Here is a 17,860-nt window from a genome sequence, read left to right as displayed (position 1 = left end):
TCTAAAATAATCCCTGCGGCACTTCATGCCCAGGGATTATTTTTCTGAATGAAACATATTTTATTAATTGAAGATGATTCTGGTATTGCTGCATATATCAGCAGCAATCTGGAAAAATCTAATTACCAGCTCACCCATATTACCGATGGCAGCGCTGGATTGAAAACCGCGCTATCTCAAAAATGGGATTGCGTGCTTTTAGACCGCATGCTGCCCCTGGATGTAGATGGCATTGACATCTTAAAAGCACTGCGCGCACTGGGTAATACCACGCCCGTAATTATTGTCAGTGCCTTAGAAAAAACCGATGAACGCATTCGGTGTTTAAAGGCTGGAGCCGATGACTATTTACCCAAACCATTTTTCATTGATGAATTAGAGGCAAGGATTGAAGCCGTCATTCGCCGCAGCAATCACCTCCATGCCCCCGCTGTACACACCATGCAAATTGGTAATTTGCATATTGATTTACTGACGCATACAGCCTATCGCGGCGAAGAGAAAATCATTCTGAATCCGCGTGAATTCAAGCTGCTGGCCTATTTGATTAAAAATGCCGGCCAAACCGTCACACGCAGCATGGTGCTGGAAAATGTCTGGGAATATGACTTTCAGCCAGAGACCAACATCATTGATGTACACATCAGCCATCTGCGCCAGAAGATTGATGAAAAAGGCGCATCCTCTCTGATCCGTACCGTGCGCGGCAAGGGCTACAGCATTCATGCCCCAGCCCCCTAAATCAGGCTGGTTGCCACGCGCCTGGCAATCGAGCTCTTTTCGCTTGGCTCTGTGCTTTTGCATTCTGGTGCTGGGCATTTTGGCGGGCACCTTCACTGTGTACTACGTCGAAATCGTGGGCACGGCCAGCCAGCAACTCGATGACTACGCCCTGCGCACCAGCAAGCGCCTGCTCAACATCCACACCCAGCAAGGCGATGAGGGCCTGCGCCGCGAAATTGACATGCTGCTGGGCGACGGCATCGACAGCCAAAGCGAGGTACTGGTGTTCCAAGACGTGCACGGCAAAGTGTTGGCCGGCAACGCCGTCGCCAGCATGCACACCGTCAAACCCGGCGCCGAGCTGCAGGACGTGCTGTTTGAGCAAGAAAACCGCAGCCTGACCGCTCGCGTGCAGGTGCACGCTCTGGGTGGCAACCTTTTCTTGCTGGCGGGCAGCGATGTGCTGCCGCTGACTGACATTCGCAACCGCTACCTCAAAGCCACGGGTGCGGCGCTGGCCTTGGCGCTGGTGCTGTCGCTGGCGGCAGCGGTCGCCTTTCGCCGGCTGATGGACCAGCGCGCAGGTGAGCTGCGCCGCGCCATGCGCCAGGCAGGTCAGGGCAACCTGCACTTTCGCCTGCCGCAAAGCCGCCGCAGTGATGAGTTCAGCCTGCTCGAGCAGGACATCAACACCATGCTCGAGCAGCTCGAGCAACTGGTGCACGGCATACGCCACGTCTCCAACATGGTGGCGCACAACCTGCGCACCCCGCTCAACCGCACCCTGCACCACGTGCAGGCGGCCATGGATGCACCAGAGTCTTTGCGTCAGGCGCAACTGGAGCTGGCGCAAGAAGAGCTGCAGCAACTGAGCCGCCTGTTTGTCAAGATGCTGCTGCTGGCCGAGGTGGAATCGGGCGTGGCCCAGCAGCGCTTTGAACGCATCAACCTGCACACCGTGCTGCAAGAAGTACTGGAGTTTTACGAGCCCCTGTTTAAAGACCGCCAGGCCCAGCTGCATACCGATCTGCAGCGCCATGCGTGGATCATGGGTGACTCGCACCTGCTGGCCAACGCCCTGTCCAACGTGCTGGACAACTTTCTCAAATACGGTGCGGGCGACAGTGCACTGCAACTGGACATTACCCTCAAGGCCCACGAAGGCCTTGTCACGCTGCAACTGCGCGACCATGGCCACGGCGTGCCCGCCGAGGCGCTGGCACGCATCGGCCAGCACTTCTTTCGTGCCAGCAGCCACCAGCAGTTGCCCGGCCATGGCATTGGTCTGGCCAGTGTGCGAGCGATTGCACGCCTGCACCGGGGGAGCATCTCATGGAGCAACGCTGCGCCCGGGCTGCAGACCGTGCTGGAGCTACCGCATACACCACGTGTGGATAGCGACTAATTCCTCAGCCCAAGCAACGATGGGCGCTAGCGGCGAGACCCAACGCCTCAGACAGTACCAGCCGTGCAACCAGGCAAGGCAATGGCGCATCAAGGGTTGCGCGAGTGGTGGTTTAATTAATTTAATAGCTGTTAGCGCTTACAAACAAAGGACTTCAGATACAAGAGTATCTGAAGTCCTTATTCAGTAAGCATTAGTAGCTATTTTTTTTATACATCAGCTAGTTGTAGCAGCGCTTTATGCAAATTCACACAGCTTGGGCGCCGACAGCCATCACCCAGCAGCCACAAGGTTTGCGCTGGCCACGAGGCCTCAAACCGCAGGCGGCATAAGTCGTGCAGCACACCCTGACAACAATCGGCGCTGAGGTGCTGTGAACGGCTCCCAATTGTTTTAGATGCGGCCCAGGGCTTTGTCTACGCCCTTGTTCGCCAGCTCGTCGGCACGCTCATTGCCCGGATCACCAGCGTGGCCCTTCACCCAGCGCCATTCGATGCGATGGCCTGCAGTGGCCACCAGGGTATCCAGCTCCTGCCACAGCTCTGCGTTCTTCACAGGCTGCTTGGCCGCTGTTTTCCAGCCGCGGGCTTTCCAGCCATGCACCCATTCAGTAATGCCTTTGCGCACGTATTCACTGTCCAGAAACAGGGTCACATCACAAGGCCGCTTCAAAGCCCGCAGCGCTTCAATCACGGCTTGCAGCTCCATGCGGTTGTTGGTCGTCTCGCGTTCGCCACCAAACATTTCTTTGATGTGAGGGCCCGCTTGCAGCAGCACCCCCCACCCTCCGGGGCCCGGGTTGCCCTTGCAGGCCCCGTCCGTATAAATCACAACCTGGTTCAAATTTCTTTCCTTTGCGGCGCCTGCTGGCAAGCGGCTGCAGGGGCAGCCTGTGCGGGCGCTTTGTGCTTGCGCCACGCAGGCTCCATCAGCCGCATGCCATGCACCTTTTTCACAGCCAGCACGCAGTATGCACCGCCCAGAACAGGCCATGCCTTGTTGCCCAGCTTATCCATCCAGCGCCACCGCTCCAGCCACACCTGCTCGTCCACTGCGGGCACATGGCAGCCAAAGTCCGCGGCCACTACATCCATGGCCAGCACTTGCATCCAGTCGCGCACACGCCAGTAAGGCAGACCCCGCCATGCATTCAGACTCGGGGCCTGCACGCGCTCCAGCCTATGCTGTACGCCCCATAAGCTGTAGGGATTGAGCCCAAACAGCAGCAAGCGCCCTTCAGGCACCAGCACCCGCACGGCTTCACGCAACGCAGCATGCGGGTCCTGGCACAGCTCCAGGGTGTGCGGCATGACCAGCAGGTCCAGACTGGACTCAGAAAACGGCAGCGCCTCGGGCGCACAACACAGTTGGACACCTTGCGGCGCTTGGCAAGCCGTGCGATCAAGGTTTAAATCACAGCCGGGCGCGGACACCCACTGGTGTGGCATTCGGTTGTTTCGCAATGCCTGCAGCATGGGCAATCCCAATTGCAGGCTGTGATAGCCGAAAATGTCCGCCACCGCCTCGTCGCACCGCTGCTGCTCCCACTCGAGCAGGTAGCGGCCAAAAGCCTTTGCCATCCACGGATGGTGCACTTCAGTTTTCTCTTTCATGAACCTGTTGCCGTTGCCTGCGTTTTCTGACAATTACATCTGGCTGCTGCACAACGGCAGACAAGCCTTGGTGGTTGATCCCGGCGACGCTGCGCCCGTTCAAGCGGCCTTGCAAACCCATGGTCTGCAACTGCAGGCCATTCTAGTGACCCATCACCACGCTGACCATGTCGGTGGTGTTGACGCATTGCGCACCGCCACAGGTGCTGCAGTGTATGGCCCCGCTTTTGAGACACTGCCTGAACCCGTCACACGTGTCGATGCATCCACCACACTGTCTCTTCTTGGTCTGACGTGGCAGGTGCTGGAGGTGCCCGGTCACACCGCAGGCCATATTGCGTGGTACAGCGCAGACGCAGAAGGTGGGCCCATTTTGTTTTGTGGTGACACCCTGTTTTCCGGGGGATGCGGCCGTTTGTTTGAAGGCACCCCCGAGCAGATGCACGCGTCACTGCAACTGCTGGCACGCTTACCGGGCAACACCCGAGTGGCTTGCGCCCACGAATACACTCTGAGTAATCTGAAATTTGCGTGCACCGTGGAACCTAGCAACACTGCTTTGCTCCAATACCGCGCGCATTGCGAAACCCTGCGCCAGCAACAGCGTCCTACGCTACCGTCTTTGCTGGCGCAAGAATTAGCAATCAACCCTTTTCTGCGTTGCGACGTTATAGAGGTTGTGCACAGCGCACAAAGCTTTCGTCCTGACTTAATCTCCCAAAACCCCGCCAGCGTTTTTGCAGCGCTGCGTGAATGGAAAAACGCATTTTGATGAACTTGCGCCACCTTCTTGTTGCCTTCAGCGTGGTTTGGCTCGCCGGTTGTGCGACATCGCCGTCCAACTCCGTAGATGGCCCGCTCAAACCCATTACCCAAGCGCGTCCCCTGTCGTCCCACGTTACGTCGCTGGAGTCGAATAACGATCTGTGGGAACGCATCCGCAAAGGCTTTGCCATTCCCGATCTGCAGCACGAGCTGGTCGATGTCCAGGAGCAGTGGTATGGCAGCCGCCCGGATTACATCGACCGCATGACCACGCGCTCGAGCAAATACCTCTATCACATCGTGGAAGAGCTGGAGCAGCGCAACATGCCCACAGAGCTGGCGCTGCTGCCCTACATCGAAAGTGCCTTCAATCCCCAAGCCGTCTCCAGCGCCAAAGCGGCAGGCATGTGGCAATTTATGCCTGCAACAGGCTCGTACTTCGAGCTGACACAAAACGCTTTCCGCGATGACCGCCGCGATGTACTGGCGTCCACCAAGGCTGCACTGGATTACCTGGAAAAGCTGCACCGCATGTTTGGCGACTGGCATCTGGCCCTGGCCGCCTACAACTGGGGCGAAGGCAGCGTGGGCCGCGCCATCAAGCGCAATGAACGCCAGAGCATGGGCACCAGCTATACCGACCTGACCATGCCCAACGAAACCCGCAATTACGTCCCCAAATTGCAGGCGGTCAAGAACATCATTGCCAATCCTGAAAAATTCAAGATTGAGCTGCCCAACATTGAAAACCACCCGTACTTTCAGGCCGTAGAAATCAAGCGCGATGTGGACGTAGAGCTGGTGGCCCGCCTGGCAGACGTGCGCCTGGATGACTTCAAGGCGCTGAACCCCTCGTTTCACCGCCCCACCATTTTTGCAGCCGGCGTCACTCAAATTTTGCTGCCCTGGGACAACGCCAAGGTGTTTCAGCGCAATCTGGCTGCCTACCACGACGGCCAATACGCCAGCTGGACGGTGTGGATCGCCCCCAGCACCATGACCGTGGCCAACGCAGCCCAGCGCGTGGGCATGAGCGAAGCCGATTTACGCAGCGTCAACCGCATTCCTCCACGCATGATGATCAAGGCAGGTTCGGCCTTGATGGTGCCACGCACATCCCAACACCAAAGTGACGTTGCCACCCACATTGCCGACAACGGCAAACTGGCGCTGGCCCCCGAAATTACCGAAGTCACGCGCCGCACACCCGTCAAAGTTCGCAAGGGTGACACCATGGCCAAGGTGGCAAGCCGCAATGGTGTCTCGGCTGCCAATCTGGCGCGCTGGAACGACATGTCCATCTCGTCCAAGCTGCGTGCAGGCCAGTCGCTGGATATCTATAAAACAGTCAGAGTCTCGGCCGCAGGTGCCAGCGCCAAAAAGGCCACACCTACCAAGAAAGTGCGCACCGCAGGCACTCAGAAAGCGGCACCGGCCAAAGTGACCCAGAAAAGCAAAGGTGGCACACCCACCAAGAAAAAGCGTTGATCGCCCATTTCTGATTGCTGATGGACCCAAGCAAAACGCCCTGCAATGCAGGGCGTTTTTTTATCTGCGCTCTACCAGCGCATGGGCAATCGTGCCCAGATCCACATACTCCAGCTCGCTGCCTACAGGCACGCCACGGGCCAGCCGTGTCACCTGAATCTGACGCCCCTGCATAAGCTCTGTGACTGCGTGGGCCGTCGCTTCACCTTCGGTCGTAAAGCTGGTGGCCAGGATCACTTCCTGCACCTTGCCATCCAGTGCCCGCTGTACCAATTGCGGCAAGCCCACATCTTTCGCACCAACACCATCCATGGGAGAGATGCGCCCCATCAGTACAAAGTAATAACCACTGTAGGCACCTGTTCGCTCCATCGCGGCCAGGTCGGCGGGTGTCTCCACCACACACAAGCGCGCTGCATCACGGCCTGCATCCTGGCAAATCGGACATACCGCCTCGTGCGTAAAAGTGTTGCAGCGGGTGCAGTGCTGCACCGAATCGACCGCCTCCACCAAGGCACGAGAGAGCACACGTGCGCCCTCTTGATCGCGCTGCATCAAGTGAAATGCCATCCGCTGCGCGGACTTCACCCCTACGCCAGGCAAGCGGCGCAGCGCCTGAATCAATGGTTCCAGCGGCTGAAGGTCAGACATATTTCAAACACCCAAATAAAAAGGGAAAGCACCACGGCTTTCCCTCAATCGACGTCGTCGCCTGCAATTAGAAAGGGAACTTCATGCCACCGGGCAAACCGGGCATGCCCGCTGTCAGCTTGGACATTTTTTCATTGGAAGTTTCTTCGGCCTTGCGCACAGCCGCGTTGAACGCAGCGGCCACCAGATCTTCCAGCATGTCTTTGTCTTCAGCCAGCAGACTGGGATCAATCGTGACGCGCTTGACATCGTGCTTGCAAGTCATCACCACCTTGACCAAACCTGCGCCCGACTCGCCTTCTACTTCGACGTTGCCCAGCTCATCCTGCGCCTTCTTGAGGTTGTCTTGCATGGTTTGGGCTTGCTTCATCAAACCGGCGAGTTGTCCTTTATTGAACATGGTAGGTTTCCTTTATTCGTCACTTAAAAATCTGATGGGGCAATAGTGCCACGACTTGGCATGCCCCGGCCTTTGTTTCGCCTATACAGGCCGAATGCTACCGGGCACGATGGTTGCCCCGTAGGTTTGCTGTAAATGCAGCACCTGCGGATCGTTCATCACAATCGCTTCAGCCCGTTTTTGCCGTGCTTCAGCCTGCGCCTTATTGCGCAGCGCAGGGGTGTCAGACACCTTGCCATTTTCAACTTCAAGGCTGACGCAGTCTGTGACTTGCGCCAAAGCTTTGAGCAGGCGCTCGCGGGGCATAGGCTGGTTGAGCGATGTGCGTTGCACACGCAACGTCCACACACCTTGCGATTGCGCCACCAATTGTGACTGCATGGCCAGCTCGCGCACCAAAGCGGTGATGGCTTGCGCCTCATCCAGTTGGGTCACCACTGCGTGCCATGCATCCCCCAAAGGGGTTGGCTCCAGCTCTGTAGCCACATCTATGGCAGCAGGCTTGGCCTGAACCACAGGCTCTGCAAACGGTGCCGATGCCTCCATGGGCACCTCATCCCATACGGGCGGCTCATCGCTGCCGTATGCAGGCTCTGCCTGCGCCGGCTCAGGAGGCAAGTCTTCCCACGGAGGTGGCATGTCTTGCGCGGCATCTTCCCGCCCAGGGGCGGCAGCCTCAGCAACTGCGGGTTGCTCCACGGCCTGCTGTGCTGCAGGGGCTGGCATCGCATTCACCGCAGCCGGTTCGGGCTGTGGCTGTGGCTGTGGCTGTGGCTGTGGCTGTGGCTGTGGCTGTGGCTGTGGCTGTGGCTGTGGCTGTGGCTGTGGCTCAGCTTGCGCCTTTGCCAGCGACTGCACAGGCAGTTCAGCTAACTTCAGTGTTTTTTTTTCAGCCAATGGGGCTGTGGTGCCCGAAGGTTGCTCACCTTGTGGCTTGAACGCCAGCAGGCGCAGCAGCGCCATGGTCAGCGCAGCGTATTCATCTGGTGCCAAGCCCAGCTCTTGGCGGCCATGCAGGCAAATGCTGTAGAGCAGCTGCGTCTCGTCGGCAGGCATCGCCTGTGCCAGCTGCGCCATTTCTGCGGCTTCTGGATCTGAAGCGTCCACCGCAGCGGCCATATCCGGTACTGCCTGCAAAACGGCCATGCGTTGCAGCACGGTGGACATTTCCTCCAGAGTGGAGGCCCCGGAAATGCCGTTGTAGCGCAGTGCATCTACGGTCTCTACCACTGTGCGGCCATCGCCTTGTGCCAAAGCGGCAATCAAGCGAAACACGTAACTGCGGTCCACGCTGCCCAGCATTTGCCGCACAGATGCTTCTTGCAACTGCCCGCAACCAAAAGCAATGGCCTGGTCAGTCAGCGACAGCGCATCTCGCATGGAGCCGCGCGCACCGCGGGCCAGCAGCTTCAGCGCCTGGGGCTCTGCAGGAATGTCTTCTTTCACCAGCACTTGCGTCAGGTGCTCAAAAACGGTTTCTGGTGCCATAGGCCGCAGATTGAACTGCAGGCAACGCGAAAGCACGGTCACAGGTACTTTCTGCGGATCGGTCGTGGCCAGCACAAACTTCAGGTACTCAGGGGGCTCTTCCAGCGTCTTCAACATGGCATTGAAAGCCGTGTTGGTGAGCATGTGCACCTCATCAATCATGAAGACCTTGAAGCGCCCCTGCACCGGCTTGTACACCGCCTGCTCCAGCAGGCTTTGCACCTCGTCCACACCTCGGTTCGAGGCCGCATCCAGCTCAATATAGTCAGGAAAACGTCCACTATCGATTTCAGTACAGGCAGGGCATACGCCACAAGGCGTAGCCGTAATTCCACCCTGACCATCTGCGCCTGTGCAGTTCAGCGATTTGGCCAAAATACGCGACACCGTGGTCTTGCCCACGCCACGCGTACCGGTGAATAAATATGCATGGTGCAACCGCTGCTGGGTCAGCGCGTTGCCCAATGCCTGCACGACGTGCTCCTGCCCCACCATTTCGGCAAAGTTACGGGGACGGTATTTACGGGCGAGCACGAGATAAGACATAGGGGCGAATTCTACGGGCTACGAGCTTTACACCATGTCAGCTTGCTTGTTTATCTTCACGTGTCCCATCTGCGTGACACAAACGCACCTATAATTGACGCTGACAGGCCCCCTCGCATGGGGAAGCAGCCAACCGGGTCAGGTGGGGAACCAAGCAGCCCTAACTGTGAAACCAGTGCCGAGGTAAGGCTTGTCAACTTCGTTTCAGAACCCTCTTCATCAGCAAGAGATGCTCTTTTTGAAGCGATGCTTTTCAAAAAACATGACTGATATGCCAATAGTTTGGCAGCGAGCCTGCGCGTGCAGGCCATTGCACTTCCATGCCGCATGAAGGCACAGCGCCAGCGTTATTGACGACGCTTTGAACCACAAGCGCTGCAGCCATTTGCAGACGCTGCGCAGCGTGCGCCGATACGCGTCAAGTAGATGCAGCTGGTGCTGCCCAGCACCAGCTGCCACCTGCAAAAAAATATGCCAGCGCACCGGCCCGCAACCAACTCAAGCGAAGCGCCCCCCCCATGCATTGCCGCGTTTGGCCTCTTTAATTAGCCATTCAACGCAACTTGGGCAAAAGCTTGACGTAGACCAGCTCGCTGACCAGCTCCACCAACGTTTGCGCCACGATCACGGCGGGCAATACAGGAATAGCACCCGGCACGGCCAGCGCCAAGGGCAGCACCACCAAGGAGTTGCGCGTGCTGCCACTAAAGGCAATGGCTCGCACTGCCGAGACTTCTAGCTTGAAAAGCTTGGCCACCCGCCATGCCACCACAGGCGCCAGGACCGCAAACGCCATATAGACAGGCAGCACGCGCAAGGCTGCGTGGCTTGCGGCCTCCAGTTGCGGAACCACGGCGGCAACCACCACAAACAGCACCAGTGCCGTCGCAGGCACAGGCAGCCAGCCCAAACCCGCGTAAATACGCGCGCCCACGCCCGAGCGAGCGGCCCACCACTGCGTGCATGCGGCCAGCAGCAGTGGCAGCGCAATCAGCCACACAAAGGCATCCACAAAAGGCCTAGCCTGCACCAATGCCGCGGCCTCTTGCCCCAGCATGGCGCGCAGATAAACAGGCAATAACAGCATTTGCACCACCAGCAGCACCGGGGTAGATGCCAGCAGCAAGCGCGCATCGGCCTTGCCCATGTGCGCAAACGTGACCACGTAATCAATGCACGGCGCCAGCAGCACCAGCAAGACGCCAAAGCGCACCAGGCCGTCATCGGGCAAACCAAAACTCAAGCCCCAGACCAGCAGCGGTATGGCAACAAAATTAGTCACCAGCAGCGCCAGCAAAAACCGCCCCTGCTTTAAAGCGGCACGCAATGCGGGCACGGGTACTTGCAAAAAAGTGACGTAGAGCATGAGCGCCAGCGCGGGGTTGATCGCTCGCTCCAAGCCCGGCGCGCCTGCAAACGTCCATGCAAAAAAGGCGGCAACGGCAACGGTGGCCAAGTAAATAGGCGCTTGCAAGCGCTCTAAGGTGTCACGAAATGATGGCATGCGTGCATTGTTGCTGAGCCCGAATAGGCTTTACAAATACCGCCCACCTTTCGCTTCACTCTCGCGCATATGCATAAAAATATAGCTGCCTACGCAGTATTTACAACGACTTCAGATACAAAAGCATCCGAAAACATTACATAGCAAGCACTGACAGCTATACCTTTATTGAGTTACATACGCTTGAATGCCACGTGCCGCGCGCACGCCCGTAGCAAAACAAGCGGTGAGCAGGTAGCCACCCGTAGGAGCTTCCCAATCAATCATTTCGCCAGCGCAGAACACACCGGGCAGCGCCTTGCACATGAGAGCCTCATCCAAGGCATTCCACGTTACGCCGCCAGCGGTGCTGATGGCTTCATTCAGAGGACGCGTAGCCACCACCGTGATCGGCAAAGCCTTGATGGCATGTGCCAGCTTCACCGGGTCTTGCATGTCCTGCTTATTCAGCAACTCATGCAGCAGCGCCGCCTTGACGCCGTCCAGACCCAAACGCCCCTTCAAATGGCTGGACAGGCTGCGCGAGCCACGTGGGTGACGCACTTCCTGCAGCACCTTCTCAGCGCTGAATGCAGGCAGCAGATCCAGCTCAAAAGTGGCAAAGCCTTGTCGTTTGATTTCATCGCGCAGCAGGTGTGAGACCGCATACACCAAACTGCCTTCCACCCCGGTGGCCGTAGCAACAAATTCACCCCTGCGATCAAAGCTGCGCCCCAGACTGTCCGTAAAACGGAGGGCCACAGACTTCAGCGGAGCGCCAGCAAAACGCTCGGTGAAATGCGTGCTCCAGCCTTTACCGGGTGCAGGCGCAATCCCCACCAGTTCTTTGAAAAACTCACGACGTGTTTCTTCTGTTGCGTGCACAGGCTGGCCCACATCAAAGCCACAATTGGCCGGCTGCAGCGCCGACACCTCCACACCTTTGGCTTGCAGCAACGCCACCCAAGCACCATCAGAGCCCAGGCGCGCCCAGCTGCCGCCGCCCAAAGCCAGCAACACTGCCTTGGCTTGCACGGGCAATACGCCTTCGGGTGACTCCATCACCAGCGCTTGCGCATCACTCCAGCCCTTCCACAAGTGACGCATATGAAACACCACCCCCTGGGCACGCAAACGCGCCAGCCAGGCGCGAAGCAGCGGTGCAGCTTTCATGTCCGTGGGAAAAACGCGGCCCGATGTGCCTACAAAAGTGCCAATACCCAAGCCCTCAGCCCAGGCGCGCAATTGCTCCGCGCCAAATTCTTGCAACAAAGGCTGCAGCATGGGCTGCGTATCGCCATAGCGTTCGACAAAACGCTCAAAGGCTTCAGCGTGTGTCAGGTTCAAACCGCCCTTGCCTGCCAGCAGAAATTTACGCCCCACCGAGGCTTTGCCATCAAACACGTGCACCTGCACGCCTTGGGCAGACAGCATCTCTGCAGCCATCAAACCCGCAGGCCCTGCCCCCACAATAGCAACATCACACTTGAGCGCAGGCAGCGCAGTGGCAGCAGACATAGACAAACCTATCTTTCACAAATACCGGCGACCAAGCGCCAAAGGGCTGGCAGCATAACGCCTGCTCGAAGACCCAGGGGCAACCACGCCAATGCCACCCATTGGGCACGCCTATAAAAGCCATAGTTGTTTTTGCCCAGCCACAAGGCACGTCTGGACATTCGTTTCTGTCACAATTATTCGAACTTTCGTGCGCTTTATGCGCCCCGCCCCCACACTCACAACAAGGAAGAAATCCATGGCCAGCGAACTCATCAAGCATGTCACTGACGCCAGCTTTGAATCGGATGTACTGCAGCCCGGCAGCACCGTACTGGTGGACTACTGGGCTGAATGGTGCGGTCCCTGCAAGATGATTGCCCCCATTTTGGACGACGTCTCCAAAGCCTACGAAGGCAAGATCACCATCACCAAGATGAACGTAGACGAAAACCGCGAAATTCCCGCCAAGTTCGGCATTCGCGGCATTCCTACCTTGATGATCTTCAAGAACGGCGAACTCGTTGCCACCAAGGTAGGTGCACTGGCCAAACCCCAGTTGACCGCCTTCATTGACCAGCACGTTGGCTGATCTTTAAAAGCCAGCGCACTGCTGTGAAGGCTGCGCTGGCACGGCGCACAGGCCCATGTCAACCTGAAGCCGCAGCATGTGGCAAACTGCATTACACAAACTACTATGCAGTTTGCCCGCTTTTCCTGTCATAATAAAACCCGATCACGGCCCAAAGCATTGGCGGCCGTTTCTGATCATCTTGGCAAGCCATCGACGTACTGCGCTCCTCGCCGATTACTCTGGCATTCGCCACATCCCCAGATTTCTTTGAACTCCGCCAGGAGTAACTCCAGATGCACCTTAACGAACTCAAGGCCCTGCACGTCTTTGAAGTGTTGAAGCAAGCCGAAGCGCTTGACATTGAAAACACCGGTCGCATGCGCAAGCAAGAGCTGATGTTCGCAATTATTAAAAAGCGAGCCAAAGCCGGTGAACAAGTTTTCGCCGATGGCGTGCTGGAAATTTTGCCGGACGGCTTTGGCTTTCTGCGCAGCCCAGACACCAACTTCACGGCCAGCACCGACGACATCTACATCTCCCCCAGCCAGGTGCGCCGCTTTAACCTGCACACGGGCGACATGATTGAAGGCGAAGTGCGCACCCCTAAAGATGGGGAACGCTACTTCGCACTGACCAAGCTGGACAAGGTCAACGGCGACTCCCCCGAGTCGAACAAGCACAAGGTGATGTTTGAAAATCTCACGCCGCTGTTCCCCAAGGAGCAGATGAAGCTTGAGCGTGACATCAAGTCCGAAGAGAACATTACTGGCCGCATCATCGACATCATTGCCCCCATTGGCCGCGGCCAGCGTGCACTGATTGTTGCCCCTCCCAAGAGCGGCAAGACCATGATGATGCAGCACATCGCCCACGCCATCACGGCCAACAATCCCGACGTGCACCTGATGGTGCTGCTGGTTGATGAACGCCCTGAAGAAGTGACAGAAATGCAACGCTCCGTGAAGGGCGAAATCATTGCATCCACCTTTGACGAAACCGCCAGCCGCCACGTGCACGTCGCCGAGATGGTGATTGAGCGCGCCAAGCGCTTGGTGGAATTGAAGAAAGACGTCGTGATCTTGCTGGACTCGATCACACGTCTGGCTCGCGCCTACAACAACGTGGTGCCTTCGTCGGGCAAAGTGCTGTCCGGCGGTGTGGATGCCAACGCCCTGCAGCGCCCCAAGCGATTCTTTGGCGCAGCGCGCAACGTGGAAGAAGGTGGCTCTCTGACCATCATCGCCACTGCGCTGGTTGACACCGGTTCGCGCATGGACGAAGTGATTTTTGAAGAATTCAAGGGCACAGGCAACAGCGAAATTCACCTGAGCCGCCGCCTGTACGAAAAGCGCGTATTCCCTGCGATTGATCTGACAAAGAGCGGCACACGCCGCGAAGAGTTGCTGCTGGCACCCGAAATCTTGCAAAAGACGCGCATCTTGCGTCAATTCATGTACAACATGGACGAAATTGAGTCCATGGAGCTCATGATCAAGAACATGAAGCAGACAAAAAACAATGTCGAATTCTTCGACATGATGCGTCGCGGCGGCTAAGCCGCTGCGCGTTTTGCGAAAATTTCGCCTCTCACGCTATAATGAGAGGCTTTATTGCGGAAAGTATGTTGAATGCATTTTCGAAGCAAAGGTTGCTTCGGGTTTGGCACGGCTACCGCACTTGACTAAAGGAAGATCATGAAAGAAGGCATTCACCCCAATTACCGCGAAGTTCTGTTCGTTGACATGTCTAACGACTTCAAGTTCGTGACACGTTCTTGCGCCAACACCAAGGAAACAGAAACTTTCGAGGGCAAGGAATATCCCCTGTTCAAGCTGGATACTTCTTCTGAATCGCACCCCTTCTACACCGGCACTCAAAAGTCGGTGGACAACATGGGCGGCCGTGTGGAGCGCTTCCGCAACCGCTTCGGCAAGAAGTAATTTTTTACTTTCCCGCCAAAAAGGCAGCCAGGGCAACCCGGCTGCCTTTTTCTTTTGCAGCACATGTAAGACACGTGGATGCAACAAGCATGGACATGGCTGCAGACACCACGCAGTCGTGGCATGCTAGCGCGCACCACCCAGTTATTTGCTTTACCTGCATGCGCTCCATTGGCATGCCTACTTTGCTTTCATGAATCCGCCCTCACCCGCCATCGTTGCCCAAAACGCGGTCCGCAGCCTGCCACGCTGGATCATGCTGCTGCTTTGCATCACTTACATCCTTGCCGGCTTTGTAGGTCGCGAGCCCTGGCGTGATGTCGACATCGCTGCCTTTGGCTACATGCAGGCCATGGCGCATAGCGAGACAAGCTGGACACAGCCCTTGATTGACGGCATCAAGCCTGATGTCCCGGGCATATTGCAATACTGGCTAGGGGCATGGGCACTGCGGTTGCTCCCGTCCACCATGCCTGCAGATGTGGTGGTACGCCTGCCTTTTATGGTACTGCTGGCTCTGGCCCTGCTGTGTACATGGCGTGCGGTGTTTAGCCTGGCTCGCACCCCCGGGGCACAGCCTGTAGTGTTTGCTTTTGGCGGAGAAGCCTCCCCTACTGACTACGCGCGCGCGCTGGCTGATGGCGGCTTGCTCGCCCTCATGGCCTGCCTGGGCCTGGCTCAGTTTTCGCATGAAACCAGCCACACGCTGGTGCAGCTGACAGCGGTGTGCGCCCTTTTCTTTGCAGCGGCCTGTATGTGGTGGCAACCCAAGCTATCTGCCGCTGCAGCCTTGCTTGGCATGCTTGCGCTGGCTCTTTCGGGTGCGCCTTCGATGGCCATGTTCCTGGGTCTGGGCGCTGTGGCCATGACGCTGTGCGTTCAAACACCCAAACTTCAGCAGCGCTATAGCTGGGCTGCCTGGTGGATTCTGTCCATGGCAGTGGCTGCCAGTGCAGCCTGGTTGCTTGGCTTGTGGGAATACCGTTTGATCAACCCCTGGCAGCAAGGCAAAGACTGGCAAAGTATTGCCCGCCTGCTGATGTGGTTCAGCTGGCCGGCGTGGCTGCTGGCACTGTGGGCGCTGTGGCGCTGGCGCGGGCAATTGGTACACCCACGGCACAACTCGCACCTGGCCTGGCCACTGTGGCTCTGGGTCATAGCGGTGTTTTGCACCATCTTCACAATGGATGGTGATCGCTCACTGATTTTGGCCTTACCCGGTATTGCAGCGCTGGCTGCTTTTGCATTGCCCACGTTCAAGCGCAGTCTGGGGGCACTGATCGACTGGCTCACACTGTTCTTTTTCACCATTTCGGCCATTACGATCTGGGTGGTATGGATTTCTGTGCAAACGGGCTTCCCCGCCAAGCCCGCTGAAAACATACAGCGTCTGGCCATTGGTTTTGAGCCGTCCTTTTCGCTTTTCTCCTTCTTAGTGGCCGTGGCCGCAACGATTGGCTGGATCCTTTTGGTGGCATGGCGCACACGTCGGCACCGTGCGGCGATATGGAAAAGCCTGGCAGTGCCTGCTGGCGGAACCGTTTTAGGCTGGGTATTGCTGATGACGCTGTGGCTTCCCATGCTGGACTATGCCCGCAGCTATACCCCACACGTCAATGCCGTGGCACACGTGATTCCACGTGATGTGTCCTGTGTGCGCACACTTGGTTTTACGCCGGCGCTCACCACTGCGTTTCGTTTTTACGCACCCTGGCAATTGCAGCGCGGCATTGCCACAGCCACTGATGCTCAGTGCAACTGGTTGATTGCAACACCTGCCGCCTGGTCTGCCGTAGATACCGAAGCAGCCGCGCAGTGGCAATTCGTGCAGCAAGTGACACGCCCGACAGAGCGCAAAGACAACCTGCTGGTCTTGCACCGCACCCCTTGAAGTCAGAGGCCATCTATGCATGAACTTGCCACGATTGCGCGGCATGCAGGCACCGTGCTTGCCGGGCAACTGGCGATCATGGCCTTTGGTGTGACTGACACCATTGTTGCGGGTCGCTTTTCTTCAGAAGCCTTGGCCGCCCTGTCGGTAGCCTCTGCCGTGTTTGTGAGTGTGTACGTCTCACTCATGGGCATCTTGCAGGCCCTGCTGCCAATCTGGGCCGAGCAGCACGGCAAAGGCGAGACCACGGCGATTGGCGCATCGTTTCGCCAGTCGCTGTATCTGGCGCTTGGCTTTACGTTGCTGGGCATGGTTATTTTGGTTTTTCCAGAACCCATCCTGACCTGGACCGAGGTGCCGCAAAGCATGCAGGCCGATGTGCGCGCCTACCTCATGATTGTGGGCTGGGCGCTGCCCTCGGCCATGTTTTTTCGACTGTATGCCACGCTCAACCAGGCGCTGGGGCACCCACAGCTGGTCACTTGGCTGCAGGTGGGTGCGCTGGTGTTGAAAGTGCCGCTGTCCATCTGGTTTACTTTTGGCGGCTGGGGGCTTGAGCCCCAGGGTGCAGCCGGTTGCGCCTGGGCCACCTTGCTGGTGGACTACGCCATCGCCATCGTCGCCATCGTGCTGATGCGCCGCCAAAAACTGTATGTCCCCCTGCAGATATGGCAGCGCATGGAAGCGCCTGACTGGCAGCGCATCAGCGCTTTTCTGCGCCTGGGCGTGCCCGCAGGGCTGTCGATCTTGGTAGAGGTCACCTCATTTACGCTGGTGGCACTTTTTGTGGCACGCCAGGGGGCCATGGCCGCAGCCAGCCACCAGATTGCAGCCAACCTGGCTGGTGTTTGCTACATGGTGCCTCTGTCGCTGGGCATTGCCATCAGCGCCCGCGTCAGCTGGTGGCGTGGCGCAGGCAATGAAGCCCAGGCCCAAAAGCTGGCCTGGCTGGGTGTGAAGATTGCGCTGGCCAGTGGTCTGGTGCTGTGCAGCAGTTTGCTGCTGGCCCGCGCCTACATTCCCCACATCTACACCGCAGACCCGCACGTGATCGCGCTCACCTCATCGCTGCTGCTGTGGGTAGCGCTGTACCACGCATCCGACAGCATTCAGTGCGTCTGTATTTTCTTGCTGCGCTGCTGGCGCGTAACCGTTGCACCACTGGTGGTGTATTGCGGCTTGCTATGGGGCGGCGGTCTGGGCGGAGGCTACTGGCTTGCTTATAAAAATGAAGCTACCAGCGCTTACTGGTCAACGAATCCAATGCCTTTTTGGATTGGAAGTGGCTTGGCGCTTGCGCTGGTAGCTAGTCTTTTTGTTTTTCTACTGCATAAGGTTTTTCAGGCGCAGCTAGCAGACGCTCGCTAGGCGTGGCGCCTACGCTGCAGCTACACCA

At 57.7% G+C, this 17,860-nt stretch carries 16 protein-coding genes and 1 other RNA gene; 10 read left to right on the top strand and 7 right to left on the bottom strand.

Annotated features, from left to right (window positions below; genetic code table 11):
* Positions 1 to 48 precede the first annotated feature (48 nt).
* Both H9646_RS17955 and H9646_RS17950 read left to right on the top strand, forming a co-directional pair.
* A complete protein-coding gene (locus tag H9646_RS17955; RefSeq protein ID WP_191724767.1) occupies positions 49 to 741 on the top strand; it encodes a response regulator transcription factor in 693 nt (230 codons plus the stop codon).
* Positions 725 to 2,128: a sensor histidine kinase gene (locus tag H9646_RS17950; RefSeq protein ID WP_191724766.1), complete on the top strand. Its 1,404-nt coding sequence runs from the start codon at positions 725 to 727 to the stop codon at positions 2,126 to 2,128. Before H9646_RS17955 ends, H9646_RS17950 begins: the two co-directional genes overlap by 17 nt.
* A gap of 393 nt (positions 2,129 to 2,521) precedes the next feature.
* Here H9646_RS17950 and rnhA read toward each other — a convergent pair whose 3' ends face one another.
* Both rnhA and H9646_RS17940 read right to left on the bottom strand, forming a co-directional pair.
* Positions 2,522 to 2,971 carry a ribonuclease HI gene (rnhA, locus tag H9646_RS17945; protein ID WP_191724765.1) on the bottom strand — a complete coding sequence of 150 codons (450 nt, stop codon included), beginning with the start codon at positions 2,969 to 2,971 and terminating at the stop codon, positions 2,522 to 2,524.
* On the bottom strand, positions 2,968 to 3,741 hold the full coding sequence (locus H9646_RS17940) for a class I SAM-dependent methyltransferase (RefSeq protein WP_225214320.1): 774 nt from the start codon (positions 3,739 to 3,741) through the stop codon (positions 2,968 to 2,970). The genes rnhA and H9646_RS17940 overlap by 4 nt, the downstream gene beginning before the upstream one ends.
* Between H9646_RS17940 and gloB the strand changes: the two genes are divergently transcribed.
* Positions 3,740 to 4,513 carry a hydroxyacylglutathione hydrolase gene (gloB, locus tag H9646_RS17935; protein WP_191724764.1) on the top strand — a complete coding sequence of 258 codons (774 nt, stop codon included), beginning with the start codon at positions 3,740 to 3,742 and terminating at the stop codon, positions 4,511 to 4,513. The genes H9646_RS17940 and gloB overlap by 2 nt on opposite strands.
* Positions 4,513 to 5,994 carry a transglycosylase SLT domain-containing protein gene (locus H9646_RS17930; protein WP_191724795.1) on the top strand — a complete coding sequence of 494 codons (1,482 nt, stop codon included), beginning with the start codon at positions 4,513 to 4,515 and terminating at the stop codon, positions 5,992 to 5,994. Before gloB ends, H9646_RS17930 begins: the two co-directional genes overlap by 1 nt.
* Positions 5,995 to 6,054: 60 nt before the next feature.
* Here the strand turns inward: H9646_RS17930 and recR are convergent, their stop codons facing one another.
* The 3 genes from recR to dnaX all read right to left on the bottom strand — a co-directional run bounded on the left by recR (position 6,055) and on the right by dnaX (position 9,079).
* Positions 6,055 to 6,645 carry a recombination mediator RecR gene (gene recR, locus H9646_RS17925; RefSeq protein WP_191724763.1) on the bottom strand — a complete coding sequence of 197 codons (591 nt, stop codon included), beginning with the start codon at positions 6,643 to 6,645 and terminating at the stop codon, positions 6,055 to 6,057.
* 67 nt (positions 6,646 to 6,712) lie between these two features.
* Positions 6,713 to 7,045: a YbaB/EbfC family nucleoid-associated protein gene (locus H9646_RS17920; RefSeq protein WP_191724762.1), complete on the bottom strand. Its 333-nt coding sequence runs from the start codon at positions 7,043 to 7,045 to the stop codon at positions 6,713 to 6,715.
* Positions 7,046 to 7,126: 81 nt separating this feature from the next.
* Positions 7,127 to 9,079: a DNA polymerase III subunit gamma/tau gene (gene dnaX, locus H9646_RS17915; RefSeq protein ID WP_191724761.1), complete on the bottom strand. Its 1,953-nt coding sequence runs from the start codon at positions 9,077 to 9,079 to the stop codon at positions 7,127 to 7,129.
* 102 nt (positions 9,080 to 9,181) lie between these two features.
* On the opposite strand from dnaX, the gene ffs reads away from it, so the two are divergent.
* An RNA gene (gene ffs, locus H9646_RS17910) (signal recognition particle sRNA small type) lies at positions 9,182 to 9,277 on the top strand.
* A gap of 355 nt (positions 9,278 to 9,632) precedes the next feature.
* Here the strand turns inward: ffs and H9646_RS17905 are convergent.
* Both H9646_RS17905 and H9646_RS17900 read right to left on the bottom strand, forming a co-directional pair.
* The gene (locus H9646_RS17905; protein ID WP_191724760.1) at positions 9,633 to 10,583 is read right to left on the bottom strand and encodes an arsenic resistance protein; all 951 of its coding nucleotides are present in this window, start codon (positions 10,581 to 10,583) and stop codon (positions 9,633 to 9,635) included.
* A 165-nt stretch (positions 10,584 to 10,748) separates the two neighbouring features.
* Positions 10,749 to 12,080: a TIGR03862 family flavoprotein gene (locus H9646_RS17900; RefSeq protein ID WP_191724759.1), complete on the bottom strand. Its 1,332-nt coding sequence runs from the start codon at positions 12,078 to 12,080 to the stop codon at positions 10,749 to 10,751.
* Positions 12,081 to 12,318: 238 nt separating this feature from the next.
* On the opposite strand from H9646_RS17900, the gene trxA reads away from it, so the two are divergent.
* The 5 genes from trxA to H9646_RS17875 all read left to right on the top strand — a co-directional run bounded on the left by trxA (position 12,319) and on the right by H9646_RS17875 (position 17,832).
* Entirely contained in the window at positions 12,319 to 12,651 is a 333-nt protein-coding gene (gene trxA / locus H9646_RS17895) for a thioredoxin TrxA (protein WP_191724758.1), read from the top strand.
* Positions 12,652 to 12,926: 275 nt separating this feature from the next.
* Positions 12,927 to 14,189 (top strand): transcription termination factor Rho, encoded by a 1,263-nt coding sequence (rho, locus tag H9646_RS17890; RefSeq protein WP_191724757.1) that lies wholly within the window; start codon positions 12,927 to 12,929, stop codon positions 14,187 to 14,189.
* A 138-nt stretch (positions 14,190 to 14,327) separates the two neighbouring features.
* Positions 14,328 to 14,573 (top strand): type B 50S ribosomal protein L31, encoded by a 246-nt coding sequence (locus tag H9646_RS17885; protein ID WP_191724756.1) that lies wholly within the window; start codon positions 14,328 to 14,330, stop codon positions 14,571 to 14,573.
* Positions 14,574 to 14,766: 193 nt separating this feature from the next.
* On the top strand, positions 14,767 to 16,464 hold the full coding sequence (locus tag H9646_RS17880; RefSeq protein WP_191724755.1) for a hypothetical protein: 1,698 nt from the start codon (positions 14,767 to 14,769) through the stop codon (positions 16,462 to 16,464).
* Between the two features lie 15 nt (positions 16,465 to 16,479).
* The gene (locus H9646_RS17875; RefSeq protein WP_191724754.1) at positions 16,480 to 17,832 is read left to right on the top strand and encodes an MATE family efflux transporter; all 1,353 of its coding nucleotides are present in this window, start codon (positions 16,480 to 16,482) and stop codon (positions 17,830 to 17,832) included.
* The last annotated feature ends 28 nt before the right edge of the window (positions 17,833 to 17,860 follow it).

Source organism: Comamonas avium, assembly GCF_014836675.1.
GTDB lineage: Bacteria > Pseudomonadota > Gammaproteobacteria > Burkholderiales > Burkholderiaceae_C > Comamonas > Comamonas avium.
Note: the sequence above shows the minus strand (reverse complement) of the source record. Positions and strands in the feature narration are given on the sequence as shown.

What these genes read in the sequence shown, in the direction of transcription:
- H9646_RS17955 (WP_191724767.1), top strand. Translation starts at nt 49, where the DNA reads ATGAAACATATTTTATTAATTGAAGATGATTCTGGTATTGCTGCATAT.
- H9646_RS17950 (WP_191724766.1), top strand. Translation starts at nt 725, where the DNA reads ATGCCCCAGCCCCCTAAATCAGGCTGGTTGCCACGCGCCTGGCAATCG.
- gloB (WP_191724764.1), top strand. Translation starts at nt 3,740, where the DNA reads ATGAACCTGTTGCCGTTGCCTGCGTTTTCTGACAATTACATCTGGCTG.
- H9646_RS17940 (WP_225214320.1), bottom strand. Translation starts at nt 3,741, where the DNA reads ATGAAAGAGAAAACTGAAGTGCACCATCCGTGGATGGCAAAGGCTTTT.
- H9646_RS17930 (WP_191724795.1), top strand. Translation starts at nt 4,513, where the DNA reads ATGAACTTGCGCCACCTTCTTGTTGCCTTCAGCGTGGTTTGGCTCGCC.
- recR (WP_191724763.1), bottom strand. Translation starts at nt 6,645, where the DNA reads ATGTCTGACCTTCAGCCGCTGGAACCATTGATTCAGGCGCTGCGCCGC.
- H9646_RS17920 (WP_191724762.1), bottom strand. Translation starts at nt 7,045, where the DNA reads ATGTTCAATAAAGGACAACTCGCCGGTTTGATGAAGCAAGCCCAAACC.
- dnaX (WP_191724761.1), bottom strand. Translation starts at nt 9,079, where the DNA reads ATGTCTTATCTCGTGCTCGCCCGTAAATACCGTCCCCGTAACTTTGCC.
- H9646_RS17905 (WP_191724760.1), bottom strand. Translation starts at nt 10,583, where the DNA reads ATGCCATCATTTCGTGACACCTTAGAGCGCTTGCAAGCGCCTATTTAC.
- H9646_RS17900 (WP_191724759.1), bottom strand. Translation starts at nt 12,080, where the DNA reads ATGTCTGCTGCCACTGCGCTGCCTGCGCTCAAGTGTGATGTTGCTATT.
- trxA (WP_191724758.1), top strand. Translation starts at nt 12,319, where the DNA reads ATGGCCAGCGAACTCATCAAGCATGTCACTGACGCCAGCTTTGAATCG.
- rho (WP_191724757.1), top strand. Translation starts at nt 12,927, where the DNA reads ATGCACCTTAACGAACTCAAGGCCCTGCACGTCTTTGAAGTGTTGAAG.
- H9646_RS17885 (WP_191724756.1), top strand. Translation starts at nt 14,328, where the DNA reads ATGAAAGAAGGCATTCACCCCAATTACCGCGAAGTTCTGTTCGTTGAC.
- H9646_RS17880 (WP_191724755.1), top strand. Translation starts at nt 14,767, where the DNA reads ATGAATCCGCCCTCACCCGCCATCGTTGCCCAAAACGCGGTCCGCAGC.
- H9646_RS17875 (WP_191724754.1), top strand. Translation starts at nt 16,480, where the DNA reads ATGCATGAACTTGCCACGATTGCGCGGCATGCAGGCACCGTGCTTGCC.